This is a genomic window from Maribacter luteus (assembly GCF_009674825.1).
GTDB classification, from domain to species: Bacteria; Bacteroidota; Bacteroidia; order Flavobacteriales; family Flavobacteriaceae; genus Maribacter_A; species Maribacter_A luteus.
In genome coordinates this window covers 681065-696188 of the sequence record NZ_WKJH01000001.1, presented here as the reverse complement: position 1 = coordinate 696188, position 15124 = coordinate 681065, and the positions used below count along the sequence as shown (strand labels likewise).

Here is a 15124-nt window from a genome sequence, read left to right as displayed (position 1 = left end):
ATTGACAACACAAACGAAATATGGGTAAATTAAGTGCAGCGATCACAGCTGTAGGCGGGTATGTCCCCAAGTTCATCTTGACCAACCAAATGCTCGAACAAATGGTTGATACCAACGATGAATGGATCACTACACGAACAGGTATCAAGGAGCGGAGGGTTCTTAAAGAAGAAGAAGGAAAAGGCTCCTCTTTTATGGCTATTAAGGCTGCGGAGGATCTCATCAAAAAAGGCGATATCGACCCATCGGAAATAGACCTTGTCATTGTTGCTACTGCCACACCGGATAGTTTAGTCGCTTCAACTGCAGCTTTTGTAGCTTCTGAAATCGGGGCAACAAACGCTTTTGCATATGATCTCCTGGCCGCATGTTCCAGTTTTTTGTTTGGAATGTCAACAGCCTCCAGTTATATTGAATCAGGTAAATACAAGAAAGTCTTATTGATCGGAGCCGATAAAATGTCCTCGATTATCGACTATACGGATCGAACAACTTGTATCATTTTTGGCGATGGTGCCGGTGCTGTTCTTTTTGAGCCGAATAACGAAGGTTTGGGCATGCAAGACGAATATTTGAGGTCAGATGGTAAGGGAAGGCAATTTCTTGGAATGGATGCAGGTGGGTCTTTGATGCCCGCCACCGAGGAAACCGTTAAGAACAGAAAGCATTTTATCTATCAAGATGGTAGAACCGTATTTAAATTTGCAGTGAGCAATATGGCCGATGTTGCCGCGATGATCATGGAGCGCAATAACCTTAGCGATCAAGATGTGGCATGGTTGGTGCCCCATCAGGCAAATAAGCGCATCATTGATGCTACTGCCAATAGAATGGGGCTGGACAACTCCAAAGTCATGATGAACATAAATAAGTATGGTAACACAACATCCGCTACCTTACCTTTGTTGCTCTTTGATTATGAAAAACAATTGAAGAAAGGTGATAATCTGGTATTCGCCGCCTTTGGAGGAGGGTTCACCTGGGGGTCTATTTACCTTAAATGGGCATATAATAAATAAGCAATCAACTATATAAATTACTTTTTATGGATATTAAAGAAATTCAAAGCCTCATTAAATTCGTCGCCAAATCAGGGGCAAGCGAGGTTAAGTTAGAAACAGATGACATTAAAATAACAATTAGGACAGGATCAACATCTGCAGGTACTGAGACTACTTTCGTACATCAAGTACCGGTTGCCCAAGCCCAAATGGCCCCAGTTGCAACAACGCCAGCTGTCGAAGTTGCTGCTCCTGCCACTCCAGCCCAAAAAGAGTCTGAGGAAGAATCTAAATATATTACGATTAAGTCACCGATCATAGGTACGTTCTATAGAAAGCCTTCACCTGACAAACCATCTTTTGTCGAAGTAGGCTCAACAATTGCGCAAGGTGATGTACTTTGTGTTATAGAAGCTATGAAATTGTTCAATGATATTGAATCTGAAGTTTCCGGTAAGATCGTTAAGATATTGGTAGATGATGCATCTCCTGTAGAGTTTGATCAACCTTTGTTTTTGGTTGACCCATCTTAGTGGATTTTAAGTTGAAAATTGGTGCATTGCACCATTTAAAATGTATTGCTTAAAAGTTAAAACTTCAAGAGATGTTCAAAAAAATACTTATTGCAAATAGAGGGGAGATTGCACTACGGATTATCAGGACCTGTAAGGAAATGGGAATTAAGACCGTAGCTGTATATTCCAAGGCAGATGAAGAGAGTTTACATGTTCGATTTGCAGATGAGGCCGTTTGTATCGGTCCTGCTCCGAGTAGTGAATCCTATCTCAAAATACCGAATATTATCGCGGCTGCCGAAATAACCAATGCCGATGCCATTCATCCAGGGTATGGTTTTTTATCCGAAAATTCTAAATTTTCCAAGATCTGTGCCGAACACGATATTAAATTCATCGGTGCTTCCGGGGAACATATTGACCGAATGGGCGATAAGGCTTCGGCCAAGGAGACCATGAAAAAGGCAGGTGTACCAACCGTACCAGGTTCAGATGGTTTATTGAAAGATGTTGCAGAGGCCAAAAAAGTAGCCAAGAAAATGGGTTATCCCGTTATGATCAAAGCTACTGCCGGTGGTGGTGGTAAGGGAATGCGGGCCGTTTGGAAGGAAGAGGATATGGAAGAACTCTTCGACAGTGCCGTTCAGGAAGCTACTGCCGCTTTTGGCAATGGGGGAATGTACATGGAAAAATTGATCGAAGAACCACGCCATATTGAAATACAGATCATTGGTGACCAATATGGTAAGGCATGTCATTTATCTGAACGTGATTGTTCCATACAACGTAGACACCAAAAATTGACCGAGGAAACCCCATCACCTTATATGACCGATAAACTTCGGGAAGATATGGGTAATGCTGCCGTAAAAGCGGCTGAATTTATTAAATATGAAGGTGCGGGTACCATTGAATTCCTTGTAGATAAGCACAGGAATTTCTTTTTTATGGAAATGAACACCCGTATCCAGGTTGAACACCCGATTACAGAACAGGTAGTCGATTATGACCTGATTAGGGAGCAGATTTTAGTGGCTGGCGGAGTACCCATCTCAGGGAAGAATTATTATCCAAAATTACACGCCATAGAATGTAGGATCAATGCGGAAGACCCATACAATAACTTTAGGCCTTCACCTGGTAGAATAACCACGTTGCATACACCGGGAGGACATGGTGTTCGTATGGATACCCATGTTTATAGTGGTTATACCATTCCACCCAATTATGATTCTATGATCGCAAAGTTGATTACCACGGCCCAAACTAGGGAAGAGGCGATCAACAAGATGAAACGTGCTCTAGATGAGTTCGTAATCGAAGGGGTGAAGACTACAATTCCCTTTCACAGGCAATTAATGGTACATCCAGATTATTTAGCTGGCAATTATACCACTAAGTTCATGGAGGATTTTGTAATGGATCCACCGGTAGAGGAATAACAAACTAAAACCCGACGATATCGTCGGGTTTTTTTTGCATATTACTTTTACAGCCCATGTTTTCGGATGTTGCTCGTTCTAACTTTTAGCCTGTTTGTTTTAGTTATTTCACTATGCTTTTAGTATTGAAAATAAAAGGGAAGGGGAATGCAATTTATAACTGATATTTTTGTTAATCGTTATATAAAAAACCAACCAATATGCTTAAAAGGGCTCTAGTATATTTCACTCTGTTCTTATGTATTTCATTAAGTGCGGGTTGTTTCGATATTTTGGAGGAAATACAGCTCAATAAAGATGGTAGTGGCACCATTATGGTGACCCTGAACATGAGTAAGAGTAAAACCAAATTAGCCTCTTTAATGTTGTTGGATAGTGTAAATGGACATAAAATTCCATCTGAAGAGGATATCAATGAATTTTTCAAGGATGCCATATACCATTTAGAAAAAACACCAGGCATATCGAATATTAAAAAAACTAAAGATTTCAGTAATTACGTTTTTACTCTTTCCTGCGATTTCAATTCCGTGGAAAACGTGAACATTATTTTTAAAGACCTTATAAAGAATAAGGGCACTAACAATTACACCAATTTGTCTTACAACCCTTCTGCACACTACTTTAAAAGGCATTTTACACAGGAAGAGCTCATAAAAAAATCTTTTTACAAACTAAAATCAGAGGACCGAAAGGTTTTTGATGGAGCCAGCTATACCTGTATTTATAGGTTTCAGGATAAAGTCAGGGCCGTTTCCAATACAGATGCCAAGATAGCACCGAACAAGGGTGCCGTATTTTTAAAAATTGATGCCCTTTCCCTGATTCTCGGGGAGAAAAATATTCAGAATAAAATTGAATTAACCAAATAATACTTTAAATGAGAAAGTTTGTAATGGCCGTTTCGGCTTTTTGTATCACAGTCTCACTAACTGCGCAAGACCTAGTGTCAAAAATTCCTTCAACAGCATCCGCTGTAGTTTCGATTAATGGAAAAAACCTTCTACAATTAATGAGTTTAGATGAATTCTCAAACTCCAAATTTGGGACTTTATTAGAAAAAGAACTGGCCAAAGATACCAACGGAAAATTGGAAACTTTGGAAGATTTAGGGTTAGATTATGATAATAGCTTCTATTATTTTTTTGAAATGAAAGAAGGGGTGCTTACCAACTGTTTTCTTGTTCCACTGAACAGTTCCAAAGGCTTTTTGAGTACTTTACGTAAGAGAAATTTGGACAAGACCATTACTGAAGGGGACATATCTTACTTTCAAAACTATAGTGGTGATACGGTAACCATGTGGAATGAAAATGTTCTGATGTTCGTTATGGCCATTGATAATAAAATAGAGGAAGATGTATATGGTTACTATGACGACTATCAAACAGAAACCGTCATAGAAGAAATTGTTGAACCGGTAGAAGAAGTAACGGAGTCTTCAGAAGAAATACAAGGAGTAGATTATTACAATAGTGATGCTTATAAAAAGGAACAGGAGCAAAGGAAAATTAAGCGTCAGGAAAGAAGGGAAAAGAGAGAGGCCAGAAGCAAGGAGTTTTCAAAAGAAGTCTTAGCCAATGCCAAAAAAATAATTTCAGGTACTTATGCAAGTAAAAGTATTCTTACGAATACAAATTATGTTAAAAGTATTGGAAAAGGAAAACAAGAAGCCAGCGTATGGGTAAACGATTTTGCCACTATCTATGAGCAAGCTATACCCAGTTATATGCTTGGAGGTGATTTCAACCCCTATAATTACATGAATATAGATAAGTTGTATAAGGGTGTTTCTGTTGCGGCCAAGTTAGACTTTGACAAGGATCAAGCAGTATTGAAAACGGAATATATGATGAGTGATGAAATCGCTGACCTGTACAGACCCATGTACAATGGAAAAATCAATAAGAATTTCACCAAGTATGTAAATGAAGATAATTTGCTGGGTTATATGTCTCTTAATCTTAGTACCGAAGGCGTACTAAAGGCATACCCTAAATTGGCGACCAGTTTATTCGATACGAATTCTGGAGAAACCTTAAATGAATCGGTGGCCTTAGGGGCAAAAATATTCTCTATGTTGATAGATGAGGAAGAGGCTGCAAAAATAATCCGTGGAGATATGTTTTTGGCACTTACCAATTTATCAGAGAAAGAAGTGACATATACAGATTACGAATATGATGCCGATTTCAACTATAAGGAAGTAGAGAAAACAAAAACGGAAACCATACCTGATTTTATGTACATGTTTACATCAGAGGAACAGGAAATCTTTAATAGATTGGTTAGAATTGGCCTTAAAGAAAATAAGTTAGAGGCCATGAACGGTGTTTATAGGTTAACAGACGTCCCAAATTCCACACCATTTAACATGTACATAACACAAAAGGACAACACCGTGTTTTTTGGAAGTTCGTTAAAAGATATGACCGCCATAAAAAGCGGAACATTCGTGGCAAAACTATCCGGCGAACATAAAAAGAACATTACCAAAAACGCATCAAGTATTTATGTAAATGGGAAAAAGATAGTATCCGAAATCCCCGTAGAATCCTTTCCGAGGGATTTAAGGGATAAAGTGGATTTTTTGACCTCCAATACAGAAGACATTAAAGTGAATTTCCACAAAATCAAGGGTAACACAATGAAAGGTGAATTGATTTGGGAAACACCTTCCGAAGGGCACAAGAACAGTTTTGTTTATTTCATTGATATGATAGATGTTTTGATGGGTAAATAAGCATGAAAAAAACGCTTAAGATAGTTTTATTATTGAGTATAGCTTCAATATTGGGGTATTGGGGCTATACTTGGTATAATAACAAAGCCTCTTTATTGGGGGTCATTCATAAAGATGCGGATAGCGCTATAAAAATAGCTTTTCATGATATAAAGGAAACACTGATTTTAGATGCGGTGACTTCACCTATCTATTATTACGATAATGCATCTTTTAAGCCAAGGAAAACCGATAAAGACACCATAGATAAAAAAGGGGTGGATCTTATGCCTTACAACCTGATATTGTTCACTGTGCCTACAGTTGAAAATACGTATTTCTCTGTATTGAAGATAAAGAACACCAAAGCGTTCAAGCATCAAATAGACCATTATGTAAATTCTAAGGGGTTAACATTACGTACTGACGATCAAAACAATGTGCATTGGTTAGAAAATAAAAAACAACGTTGGGTTTGTGCTTGGAACACGGAAAAAGTAATAGTCTCTTTCGGATTGGACAATTCGTATGCCAAAAGCAAAAATATATTTTTTGATATTTTGAAATCCAATAAGGTAATCGAGTCTAAGGGCAACAACTGGATTACTTCTCTTTCCAACTCAAAAAGCCATATAACCTATCTAAATGGGAAGAGTAAGATAACATTACAGTTTGTAGATGGGGAAGCTGTTATAAAGGGCAATATTAAAACTGATGGAATCAGGACTTATCCGAAGGAAGTCGATTATGCACGAATACCAGAAGCATCTATAAATTTTTATTGGGATGCCAACTTTAAGCATCCAAAGAACAAGCAAAGATTCATTAAGTCATGGGAAGGCAGTTCTTTTCTGAAAAAAATGAATTTAGACCTGTCGCAAGCAGTAGATTTGACCAATGGGTTTGTATATCTGGGTGTAAAGGGAACAACCTCCCAGTCAGATACTATAGTAACGTATACATACGACGACAACTTCAATAAAATAGAAGAAAAGACTTATCAAGAAAAAAAGGTGCCGAATATGGTTTTGTATTTGGAAAAGGAAAAGAATGGATTGAAAGATTACTTGGCCCAAAAAGACTTATTGAACCAAAATGGGGTTTTTACGGGGTTCCCATTATATCGTTTTTATGTAGAAGAAAACACGAATAGCACGCTATTCGAAACAGGTAAATCAAAATTACCTTTAGAACAGGCCACCGACCAGCACTTTATGAACCTTTCCATTGATTTTGCAAAGGCAAAAGAAGATTTCCAAATTCCACAATTAGAGGGTTATTTTGATTTGCTGCAAGCACTGGAATTGTCCGCAAAACAAGCTGTCGGGAACGAAGTTGATCTAGAAGGAAAAATCAAAGGAAAAAAACAGGATATTAATTTTCTTTCCCAACTGTTTTTCGGACTTAATCAAGATTAGTCCACAAGCTTTAAGATATAATAAAATCAGGATTGGCCTTTAATCGAATATTTTATTACACGGGGATACTGTTCACTTTCAAAAGTAAAATGTGGTCAATAGTGATTATCTTGCCGTATGAACCTGAGTTATTGGGAATATAAAACATGGTTGTCCGACATCGATTTCACCATTGTAGGTAGTGGTATTGTCGGATTGAATTGTGCCCTGGTTATACGTAAAAAGTATCCATCAGCAAAAATAGTTGTGTTGGAAAAAGGTGTCTTGCCCGAAGGGGCAAGTACCAAAAATGCCGGCTTTGCATGTTATGGCAGTATTTCCGAGATAATTTCCGATTTGAACACCCATACCGAGGAAGAAGTGGTGCAGTTGGTAGATCAAAGATGGAAAGGAATACAATTGCTGCGTAAAACATTGGGGGATGAAACTATTGATTATCAACAACATGGTGGCCATGAGCTCTTTCCTAAATCCAAGGAAGGACTGTTTAAGACTTGTAAGGAGAATCTTAGGTTAGTGAATTCCCTGTTGAAACCAATTTTTGGAACAACTGCCTTTCAATTGCAAGAGAATCGGTTCCATTTTAAAAACATAAAGGAGCAGTACATATCAAATACGCTTGAGGCCCAAATTAATACAGGTAAAATGATGGCGGCACTACTAAATCTAACGGCTAAGAATGCTATTCGGATATTGAATGCGATAACGGTTGAGGAATTTCAAGAATCCGGTAACGCTGTGGAAGTAAGAACGAATGCCTTTACCTTTAAAACCAAGAAGTTAATGATCGCCACGAACGGCTTTGCTTCCCAACTTTTAAATGAAAAAGTGCAACCTGCCCGTGCACAGGTATTGGTGACGCAACCCATTCCCGAACTGCATATTAAAGGTACTTTCCATCTAGATGAAGGATATTATTATTTTAGGAATATAGATAATAGGATCCTTTTCGGGGGAGGGCGTAACCTCGATTTTAAAGGTGAAGAAACCTATGAGCAGACCGAGACTCCCTTAATTCAAAATCAGCTTGAGAAAATGCTGGCCGAAATTATTTTACCCGACACCCCTTTTGAGGTAGCCATGAGATGGAGTGGCACCATGGGTATAGGGGACGTAAAAAAGCCGATAATTAAGCAAATTTCTGATAATGTGTATTGTGGCGTACGGTTGGGGGGAATGGGAATAGCCATAGGTAGTCAAATAGGTAAGGAACTGGCAGAACTTTCGGTATAGAAGTTGTTCATTGTTCATTTTTCTTTTTATCTTGGTACCTCTCGAGAGAACAATGACCTGCCCTAGGTCTTACAACCACACCAAATCATTTGGTATTTCTGAACATAATCGAAATCGATAGGCTAAAGAAAAGCAATTATTGATTAAGAAATTCGTGTGTTTAATAGTGTTCTAAATGACAGAGTCTACATTGGTATCCCATTTTAAAAAGTTAAGTGTACTGTTTTTGGTATCGATGTCCATTATGGGTTGCTCATTGGGCAAATCCAATTATCATCGTGAATATACCCGTGTTTGGAAAGAGATCATTAAATCGGAAGCTTGGAAAAATTCATTAATGGCCAGTAATTCTGACGATGTTTCGGATTATATCGAGATTTCTTCCAGATCTACTAGGGCTGATTCAGAAGAAGACCGATTTACGACAGAATTGGATATGGAAGCATTGTTTGAGGAGCGTTATCAATCCTTGGTTTCAAGGGCTTATTTTAAAATCATTGCCGAAGCCAAGAAAGCTGATGTTCGTTTGCGAGCAGAGTATGACCGCTATACTACAATGCAGCAAGATGCTAATTTGAAAAAAGACAAGACTTTTAAAAAAGAGTATGAAAGCGTCAGTAAAAAATACAATGCCCATAAGAGAATGTTACAGGGGCTCACCTCCTGGAATATTTTTAGTGAGTATCGTACCAATGACCTTGATTTTTTTAAAGCGGAAAATAAAGATCAAATACATAAGATGTACAATTTGGGCAGGTCTGAAGAACAAATAATAAATTATCTGGTGTATAAATTAGCCGATTTGTACCATTTCGAGGATCAATGAACATTTATGATAGCTTCCCATAATTCAATTTATAGGTAATTAATGCTTTACACTATGGACAATTTAAGTCATAAAGAAAATTTGTATCGATTTTGCGAGGATTTTGTACAAGAACGTATCTCTAGAATAGAGTTTCAGATTAATGAAATACAAGAAGCCTTGGGCTCAGAGACAAAAAGTAGTGCCGGCGATAAACATGAGACGGGTAGGGCAATGCTTCAATTGGAAAGGGAGAAATTGGGGCAACAACTTTCAGAGGCCGAGAATATGCGCAGGGTACTGGAGAAGGTTGATATTTCTACGTCAAGGGCAACGGCCTCATTAGGTAGTTTGGTAAAAACGACAATGGCGAACTATTTTCTTTCCATTTCCGCAGGTGAATGTAAATTGGGCACCAAAGAGAAGAATTTCTGTATTTCACTGAACACTCCCATTGGTATTATGTTACTGGGAAAAAGTGTAGGGCAGACCATTCATTTTGGAGAAAACGATATTAAGATTCTTGAAATCGTTTAGGTAAGATCAATCCAATTTTGGCCGTCGTCGGTTTTGTTTTTTTAAGGCGTCTTTTTTCTTTTTGCGAAGCCTTTTTTCGATAGATGATTTAGAAGGTTTTGTTTTTCTGCGTTTTTTCTGGAATGTAAGTGCGTCTTCCAATAGTTGTAAAAAACGTTTTATAACAAGCTCTTTATTCCTATACTGGCTGCGGGTATCACCGGCCTGTAGAATCAAAACATTCCCTTTGGTAAGCCTATGGGCAAGTTTATGCAGAATACGCTCCTTTTCTTTTAATGACAATGCCTGTGAATTGGCAACATCAAAAGCAAGTTCCACTTTGGTAGATACCTTGTTAACATGCTGTCCCCCCGCACCACTGCTCCTGACCGCTTTTAATTTAATTTCTTGAAGAAGGGCAGCTGCATCCATACTATTTAAAGGTTCAATCTTTGGTTAATCGTTTCAATCGAAACATTTAAAAATACCTTTTTATGGGAATCTAGGGCTGTTTCGTGATTGAAAAATATAGGTAGCCCTTCATAAACCCCTTCAATCATAAAATACCCACCTTTAAAGTAAGAACGTACAACTTCTACTTCTAATCCTGATTTTTGCGACACTTTAAATTCATGTGCGTATACAATGATCTCGCGCTGGGTATCGGCATAGGATTTTATGATGTTAATGGGTATCTTATTTGCTTCACCGAACAAACCGGCGATATAAAGGTCTTTTGGATGTTCAAATAGATTTTTTGGGGAATCTTTTGCGATTACCTTTCCGTTTTTCAATACCACTACGGTATCGGCAAAGGGCAACATATCGTTGTGATCATGGGTTGCCGTGATGACGGTCACCCCCTTTTTCTTTAAATAACCGAAAAGGTTCCTGCGAAGTCCATTTTTCCTAAAGTTGTCGATATGGCTAAAAGGTTCATCAAGTAATAAGACTTCGGGACGTTGTGCAAGAACGCGGGCCAATGCCACACGTTGTTGTTGGCCTCCACTTAGGTTTTTGACCTTTACCTTGGCAAAATCTGTCAATTCTATCATTTCGAGTAGTTCCTGTGTGCGTTCTTTCAACTTTTCAGGCTCGAAAACGGATAGAAACTGACTCACATTTTCCTCTACCGTTATAAAAGGCATCAGGTCAAAATCTTGTGATAGATATTTCATATAAGGTTCTCCCGGCACCAAATTGAAGTTAGGCCCTAAGATTTGGGTGTCGTTCCAAAATAATGCTCCGACCTCAACATGTAAAAGTCCGTAAATGATCTTCAACAAAGTACTTTTACCACAGCCACTCTCCCCAATGATGGAAACATGTTCACCTTTCTCTATTTTTAGATTGATGTCTTCTAGAACAGGTGAATTGTTATAACGAAAGGAAACATGGTCTACATGCAGCATAAAATGGTTCTTTGTAATGATATGAAAGTCCGTCTCAAAAAGGAAACGGACTTTCTTATGATATATTGATATGAATTTGTTTTAATCCTTGAATTCTTTCAATACCGCTTTATTGGGCAGCTCCTCAAAACCCATATTGAACAAGGTAAATCCAAATATATCGGCATATTGCTCAATCGTTTTGCTAACGGGCGTACCTGCACCATGACCGGCATTGGTTTCAATGCGGATCAAAGTAGGGTTTGCTCCTGCTTGTTTTGACTGGAGTTCGGCGGCAAATTTAAAACTGTGTGCAGGTACCACTCGATCATCATGATCACCAGTGGTTATCAGGGTAGACGGATATTCAGTTCCTTCTTTTACGTTGTGTACAGGGGAATAACCTTTAAGATATTCGAACATTTCCTGGCTTTCCTCTGAAGTGCCGTAATCATAGGCCCAACCTGCACCTGCAGTAAAGGTATGGTAGCGTAGCATATCCAAAACACCCACAGCCGGTAAGGCAACCTTCATTAAATCAGGTCTTTGGGTCATGGTAGCACCAACAAGCAATCCGCCATTACTACCACCACGAATAGCCAAATACTCGTTGGAAGTATACTTATTCGAAATCAAGTATTCTGCCGCAGCGATGAAATCTTCAAAAACATTCTGTTTTTTGGTCTTAATACCCGCATCATGCCATTTTTTGCCGTATTCACCACCACCTCTAAGATTGGGGACTGCATATATACCTCCTTGTTCCATCCAAACCGCATTGCCAATACTGAAAGATGGGGTAAGGCTTACATTGAAACCACCATAGCCGTAAAGAATAGTCGGATTCTTGCCATTCATCTCCAAACCTTTTTTGTAGGTTATCATCATGGGTATTTTGGTTCCATCCTTTGAATTATAAAATACTTGGTGCGATTCGTAATCCTCTGGATTGAAATCTATTTCGGGTTTCCAATATTGCGAATATTCCCCTGTTTCAACATGGTACTTATAGGAAGAACTTGGCGTGTTGTAATTGGTGAATGAAAAATAAAATTCCTTATCCTCTTTCTTTCCACCAAAACCTGAAGCACTACCCAAACCGGGTAATTTTACTTCGCGCACCATTTTTCCGTCATAGTCGTACTGAAAAACTTTTGAAATGGCATCAACCATATATTCAGCAAAGAAATATCCGCCACCGGTATTGGGAGAAAGCACGTTTTCGGTTTCGGGTATAAAATCCACCCAATTTTCAGGTGTAGGGTTTGAAGCGTCCACGGTTACGATTTTTTGGTTGGGGGCATTCAAATTGGTAACAATGTACAGTTTTGAGCCAACATTGTCAATGACATAACTATCGGTTTCGGTATCATCCAATATGGTCTGTAATTTTGCGTTGGGCTGGATCAAATCTTTCATAAAAAGCTTATTTCCAGAGGTGGAAATCGCTGCGGATATAAATAAATAACGATTATCCTCGCTTACACTAGCGAAAATATACCTGTGTTTTTCCTCCGATTTTGCGCCGAAAATAACCTTATCCTCCTTTTGGGAGGTACCTAGCTTATGGTAATAGACTTTGTGTTGATCGGTCTTTGCGGAAAGCTCGCTTCCTTCGGGTTTATCGTAGCTGGAATAATAAAAGCCATCATTGCCCCTCCAAGAAGTACCACTGAACTTAATATCTACCAAAGTGTCTTCAACGATTTCCTTGGTTTCGGTGTTCAGGACAATTGCTTTTCGCCAATCACTACCTCCTTTAGATATTAAATAGGCGGCTAAAGAACCGTCTTTGGTAAAACTGAGTCCGGCCAAGGATGTAGTGCCGTCTTCAGAGAATGTATTGGGGTCTAAAAAAACCTCAGGTTCCCCATCTCCTTTTTGCCTGTAAACCACATATTGGTCCTGTAGTCCGTCGTTTTTATAAAAATACGTGTAGTCTCCCTCTTTGAATGGGGAGCCCAATTTTTCGTAATTCCATAATTTCTCGAGTCGGTTCTTTAAATCGGCCCGGAAAGGTATTTTTTCCAAGTAGCCAAAAGTGGTGATATTCTGTTCCTTGACCCAAGCCTTGGTTTCGGGACTGCGGTCATCTTCGAGCCAGCGATAAGGGTCTTTTACTTCGGTTCCAAAATAAGTATCTACGGAATCGGTTTTATGGGTAGTAGGGTAATTCACTGTTATGGTTTCTTTTTCGTTTTTGGAATTGCATGCACCGAGAAGTAGGGCAGCGGCTGAAAATAGTAAGATTTTTTTCATGGACCATGAGATTAGTTGACCCTAAAATTAACACAAAAAAACCTTTGGCACTAATTCGTGTTCAAAGGTTTTAAGTGTTAAGGTTATCTAGAAAAGTGGTTCTATACCAGTTTGTTTTCGACTAAATATTCAGCTATTTGAACGGCGTTCGTTGCAGCTCCCTTTCTTAGGTTATCGGCAACGATCCACATATTCAATGTGTTTCTTTGGGTTTCGTCCCTACGAATACGACCAACGAATACCTCATCTTTGTCATGGGCGTAAATAGGCATGGGGTAGGTATTGGTATCAGGGTTGTCCTGAACGGTAACCCCCGATGTTTCATTCAACAATTGGCGTACTTCGTTCAAATCAAAATCATTTTCGAATTCAACATTTACCGACTCTGAATGTCCGCCAGCGGTAGGTATACGCACTGCTGTTGCCGAAACGGAGAACGTTCTGTCATTGAATATCTTTTGAGGCTCTTGGGCCAATTTCATTTCTTCTTTGGTATAACCGTTTTCAAGGAATACATCGCAATGGGGCAATGCATTTCTACCAATAGGATAAGGGTAAGCCATTTCACCTTTAACCCCGGCAATCTCATTCTCCAATTGTTGTACGGCTTTTACGCCGGTTCCTGAAACGGATTGATAAGTGGAAACCACCACTCGCTTCATTTTGTATTTATTATGTAAGGGTGCCAATGCCATTACCATTTGTATGGTAGAGCAATTGGGATTAGCGATGATTTTATCTTCTGCCGTAAGTTCGTTCGCATTGATCTCTGGTACTATCAATTTTTTAGTTGGATCCATTCGCCAAGCCGAAGAATTGTCAACTACTGTTGTACCAACTTCTGCGAATTTTGGAGCCCATTCGGTCGAGGTGTCACCACCTGCCGAGAAAATGGCAACGTCAGGTTTTGCCGCAACGGCATCGGAAAGACCTATAACCGTATGATCTACCCCTTTATACTTTAATTTTTTGCCAACTGAGCGTTCTGATGCTACCAATAACAATTCTGAAATAGGGAAATTTCTTTCTGCCAAAACCTTTAGCATTACTTCGCCAACCATTCCGGTGGCCCCGACAACTGCAACTTTCATAATTATATTAATTTAGAAGGCAAATGTAGTTCATGTGTCGGGATCGAACAAGATAATTCGACACTATTAAATAAAATATAACAAAAAGTTATAAATATAACAATTGTTTAAATGAATCAATTTATACCTTATAGAATTACCCAATATGCCTCCTTTGGGTCATAAAAAAACCGGCTCTTGAAAAAGAGCCGGTTAACTTAATTTTGGTGTAGCGGTTACCAGTAAGGATACTGGTAATTATCTTTGATTATTGTTTTTTCAATAAATCTCTTATCTCAGCCAATAAATCTTCTTGGCTAGGACCTGCTGGTGCTTCTGGTGCTGGTGGAGTTTTTGTTTTGTTGTATGCCTTAACGATTATGAACATTACAAAACCTACAATTAATAAGTTTACAATAGCATTCACCCATTTACCCCAACGAATTGCGTTTTCAGCAACATATCCTGCTTCGCCTTCTACTCCTGAGGCTTCGGTCAATACAATTTTAAGATTTGCAAAATCCATTCCGCCTGCAAAGTGCCCTACTATCGGCATAATGATGTCTGCTACGAAGCCATTTACTACAAGGCCTACTGCACCGGCTAAAATAACCGCAACCGCAAAGTCAATTACATTACCGGTCATGATGAAATTCTTGAATTCTTTTAACATTTTATGTGTTTTTTATAGTTAATAATTAATGTGCCCGCAATGTAGTTAAAAAAAAGGCTCATAACAAAATGTTAAATAA

General features: G+C 38.7%; 14 protein-coding genes. 9 read left to right on the top strand and 5 right to left on the bottom strand.

Annotated elements, in window-relative coordinates:
- The first annotated feature begins 20 nt into the window (after positions 1 to 20).
- From GJ691_RS02895 to GJ691_RS02855, 9 genes are all read left to right on the top strand, one after another.
- Positions 21 to 1019 carry a beta-ketoacyl-ACP synthase III gene (locus tag GJ691_RS02895; protein ID WP_154363545.1) on the top strand — a complete coding sequence of 333 codons (999 nt, stop codon included), beginning with the start codon at positions 21 to 23 and terminating at the stop codon, positions 1017 to 1019.
- A 26-nt stretch (positions 1020 to 1045) separates the two neighbouring features.
- Positions 1046 to 1534: an acetyl-CoA carboxylase biotin carboxyl carrier protein gene (gene accB, locus GJ691_RS02890; protein WP_154363544.1), complete on the top strand. Its 489-nt coding sequence runs from the start codon at positions 1046 to 1048 to the stop codon at positions 1532 to 1534.
- Between the two features lie 71 nt (positions 1535 to 1605).
- On the top strand, positions 1606 to 2958 hold the full coding sequence (accC, locus tag GJ691_RS02885; protein ID WP_154363542.1) for an acetyl-CoA carboxylase biotin carboxylase subunit: 1353 nt from the start codon (positions 1606 to 1608) through the stop codon (positions 2956 to 2958).
- 200 nt (positions 2959 to 3158) lie between these two features.
- Positions 3159 to 3830, top strand: coding sequence for a hypothetical protein (locus GJ691_RS02880; RefSeq protein WP_154363540.1), 672 nt, complete (start codon positions 3159 to 3161; stop codon positions 3828 to 3830).
- Positions 3831 to 3838: 8 nt separating this feature from the next.
- A complete protein-coding gene (locus GJ691_RS02875; RefSeq protein ID WP_154363538.1) occupies positions 3839 to 5701 on the top strand; it encodes a DUF4836 family protein in 1863 nt (620 codons plus the stop codon).
- 2 nt (positions 5702 to 5703) lie between these two features.
- Positions 5704 to 7098: a hypothetical protein gene (locus tag GJ691_RS02870; protein ID WP_154363536.1), complete on the top strand. Its 1395-nt coding sequence runs from the start codon at positions 5704 to 5706 to the stop codon at positions 7096 to 7098.
- Between the two features lie 117 nt (positions 7099 to 7215).
- Positions 7216 to 8331: an NAD(P)/FAD-dependent oxidoreductase gene (locus tag GJ691_RS02865; RefSeq protein ID WP_154363534.1), complete on the top strand. Its 1116-nt coding sequence runs from the start codon at positions 7216 to 7218 to the stop codon at positions 8329 to 8331.
- 175 nt (positions 8332 to 8506) lie between these two features.
- The gene (locus GJ691_RS02860) at positions 8507 to 9157 is read left to right on the top strand and encodes a hypothetical protein (protein WP_154363532.1); all 651 of its coding nucleotides are present in this window, start codon (positions 8507 to 8509) and stop codon (positions 9155 to 9157) included.
- A 54-nt stretch (positions 9158 to 9211) separates the two neighbouring features.
- Positions 9212 to 9673, top strand: a complete 462-nt coding sequence (locus GJ691_RS02855) for a 3-oxoacyl-ACP synthase (protein WP_154363530.1) — start codon at positions 9212 to 9214, stop codon at positions 9671 to 9673.
- Positions 9674 to 9679: 6 nt separating this feature from the next.
- Here GJ691_RS02855 and arfB read toward each other — a convergent pair whose 3' ends face one another.
- The 5 genes from arfB to mscL all read right to left on the bottom strand — a co-directional run bounded on the left by arfB (position 9680) and on the right by mscL (position 15045).
- Positions 9680 to 10084 (bottom strand): alternative ribosome rescue aminoacyl-tRNA hydrolase ArfB, encoded by a 405-nt coding sequence (arfB, locus tag GJ691_RS02850; RefSeq protein ID WP_154363528.1) that lies wholly within the window; start codon positions 10082 to 10084, stop codon positions 9680 to 9682.
- Between the two features lie 5 nt (positions 10085 to 10089).
- Positions 10090 to 11064, bottom strand: coding sequence for an ABC transporter ATP-binding protein (locus GJ691_RS02845; RefSeq protein WP_154363526.1), 975 nt, complete (start codon positions 11062 to 11064; stop codon positions 10090 to 10092).
- A gap of 81 nt (positions 11065 to 11145) precedes the next feature.
- Positions 11146 to 13302: a prolyl oligopeptidase family serine peptidase gene (locus GJ691_RS02840; RefSeq protein ID WP_154363524.1), complete on the bottom strand. Its 2157-nt coding sequence runs from the start codon at positions 13300 to 13302 to the stop codon at positions 11146 to 11148.
- A 101-nt stretch (positions 13303 to 13403) separates the two neighbouring features.
- Entirely contained in the window at positions 13404 to 14393 is a 990-nt protein-coding gene (locus tag GJ691_RS02835) for an aspartate-semialdehyde dehydrogenase (RefSeq protein ID WP_154363522.1), read from the bottom strand.
- Positions 14394 to 14640: 247 nt separating this feature from the next.
- Positions 14641 to 15045 (bottom strand): large conductance mechanosensitive channel protein MscL, encoded by a 405-nt coding sequence (gene mscL, locus GJ691_RS02830; RefSeq protein ID WP_154363520.1) that lies wholly within the window; start codon positions 15043 to 15045, stop codon positions 14641 to 14643.
- Positions 15046 to 15124 lie beyond the last annotated feature (79 nt).

What these genes read in the sequence shown, in the direction of transcription:
- GJ691_RS02880 (WP_154363540.1), top strand. Translation starts at nt 3,159, where the DNA reads ATGCTTAAAAGGGCTCTAGTATATTTCACTCTGTTCTTATGTATTTCA.
- GJ691_RS02845 (WP_154363526.1), bottom strand. Translation starts at nt 11,064, where the DNA reads ATGCTGCATGTAGACCATGTTTCCTTTCGTTATAACAATTCACCTGTT.
- arfB (WP_154363528.1), bottom strand. Translation starts at nt 10,084, where the DNA reads ATGGATGCAGCTGCCCTTCTTCAAGAAATTAAATTAAAAGCGGTCAGG.
- GJ691_RS02855 (WP_154363530.1), top strand. Translation starts at nt 9,212, where the DNA reads ATGGACAATTTAAGTCATAAAGAAAATTTGTATCGATTTTGCGAGGAT.
- GJ691_RS02835 (WP_154363522.1), bottom strand. Translation starts at nt 14,393, where the DNA reads ATGAAAGTTGCAGTTGTCGGGGCCACCGGAATGGTTGGCGAAGTAATG.
- GJ691_RS02840 (WP_154363524.1), bottom strand. Translation starts at nt 13,302, where the DNA reads ATGAAAAAAATCTTACTATTTTCAGCCGCTGCCCTACTTCTCGGTGCA.
- GJ691_RS02895 (WP_154363545.1), top strand. Translation starts at nt 21, where the DNA reads ATGGGTAAATTAAGTGCAGCGATCACAGCTGTAGGCGGGTATGTCCCC.
- GJ691_RS02875 (WP_154363538.1), top strand. Translation starts at nt 3,839, where the DNA reads ATGAGAAAGTTTGTAATGGCCGTTTCGGCTTTTTGTATCACAGTCTCA.
- GJ691_RS02870 (WP_154363536.1), top strand. Translation starts at nt 5,704, where the DNA reads ATGAAAAAAACGCTTAAGATAGTTTTATTATTGAGTATAGCTTCAATA.
- accC (WP_154363542.1), top strand. Translation starts at nt 1,606, where the DNA reads ATGTTCAAAAAAATACTTATTGCAAATAGAGGGGAGATTGCACTACGG.
- accB (WP_154363544.1), top strand. Translation starts at nt 1,046, where the DNA reads ATGGATATTAAAGAAATTCAAAGCCTCATTAAATTCGTCGCCAAATCA.
- GJ691_RS02865 (WP_154363534.1), top strand. Translation starts at nt 7,216, where the DNA reads ATGAACCTGAGTTATTGGGAATATAAAACATGGTTGTCCGACATCGAT.
- mscL (WP_154363520.1), bottom strand. Translation starts at nt 15,045, where the DNA reads ATGTTAAAAGAATTCAAGAATTTCATCATGACCGGTAATGTAATTGAC.
- GJ691_RS02860 (WP_154363532.1), top strand. Translation starts at nt 8,507, where the DNA reads ATGACAGAGTCTACATTGGTATCCCATTTTAAAAAGTTAAGTGTACTG.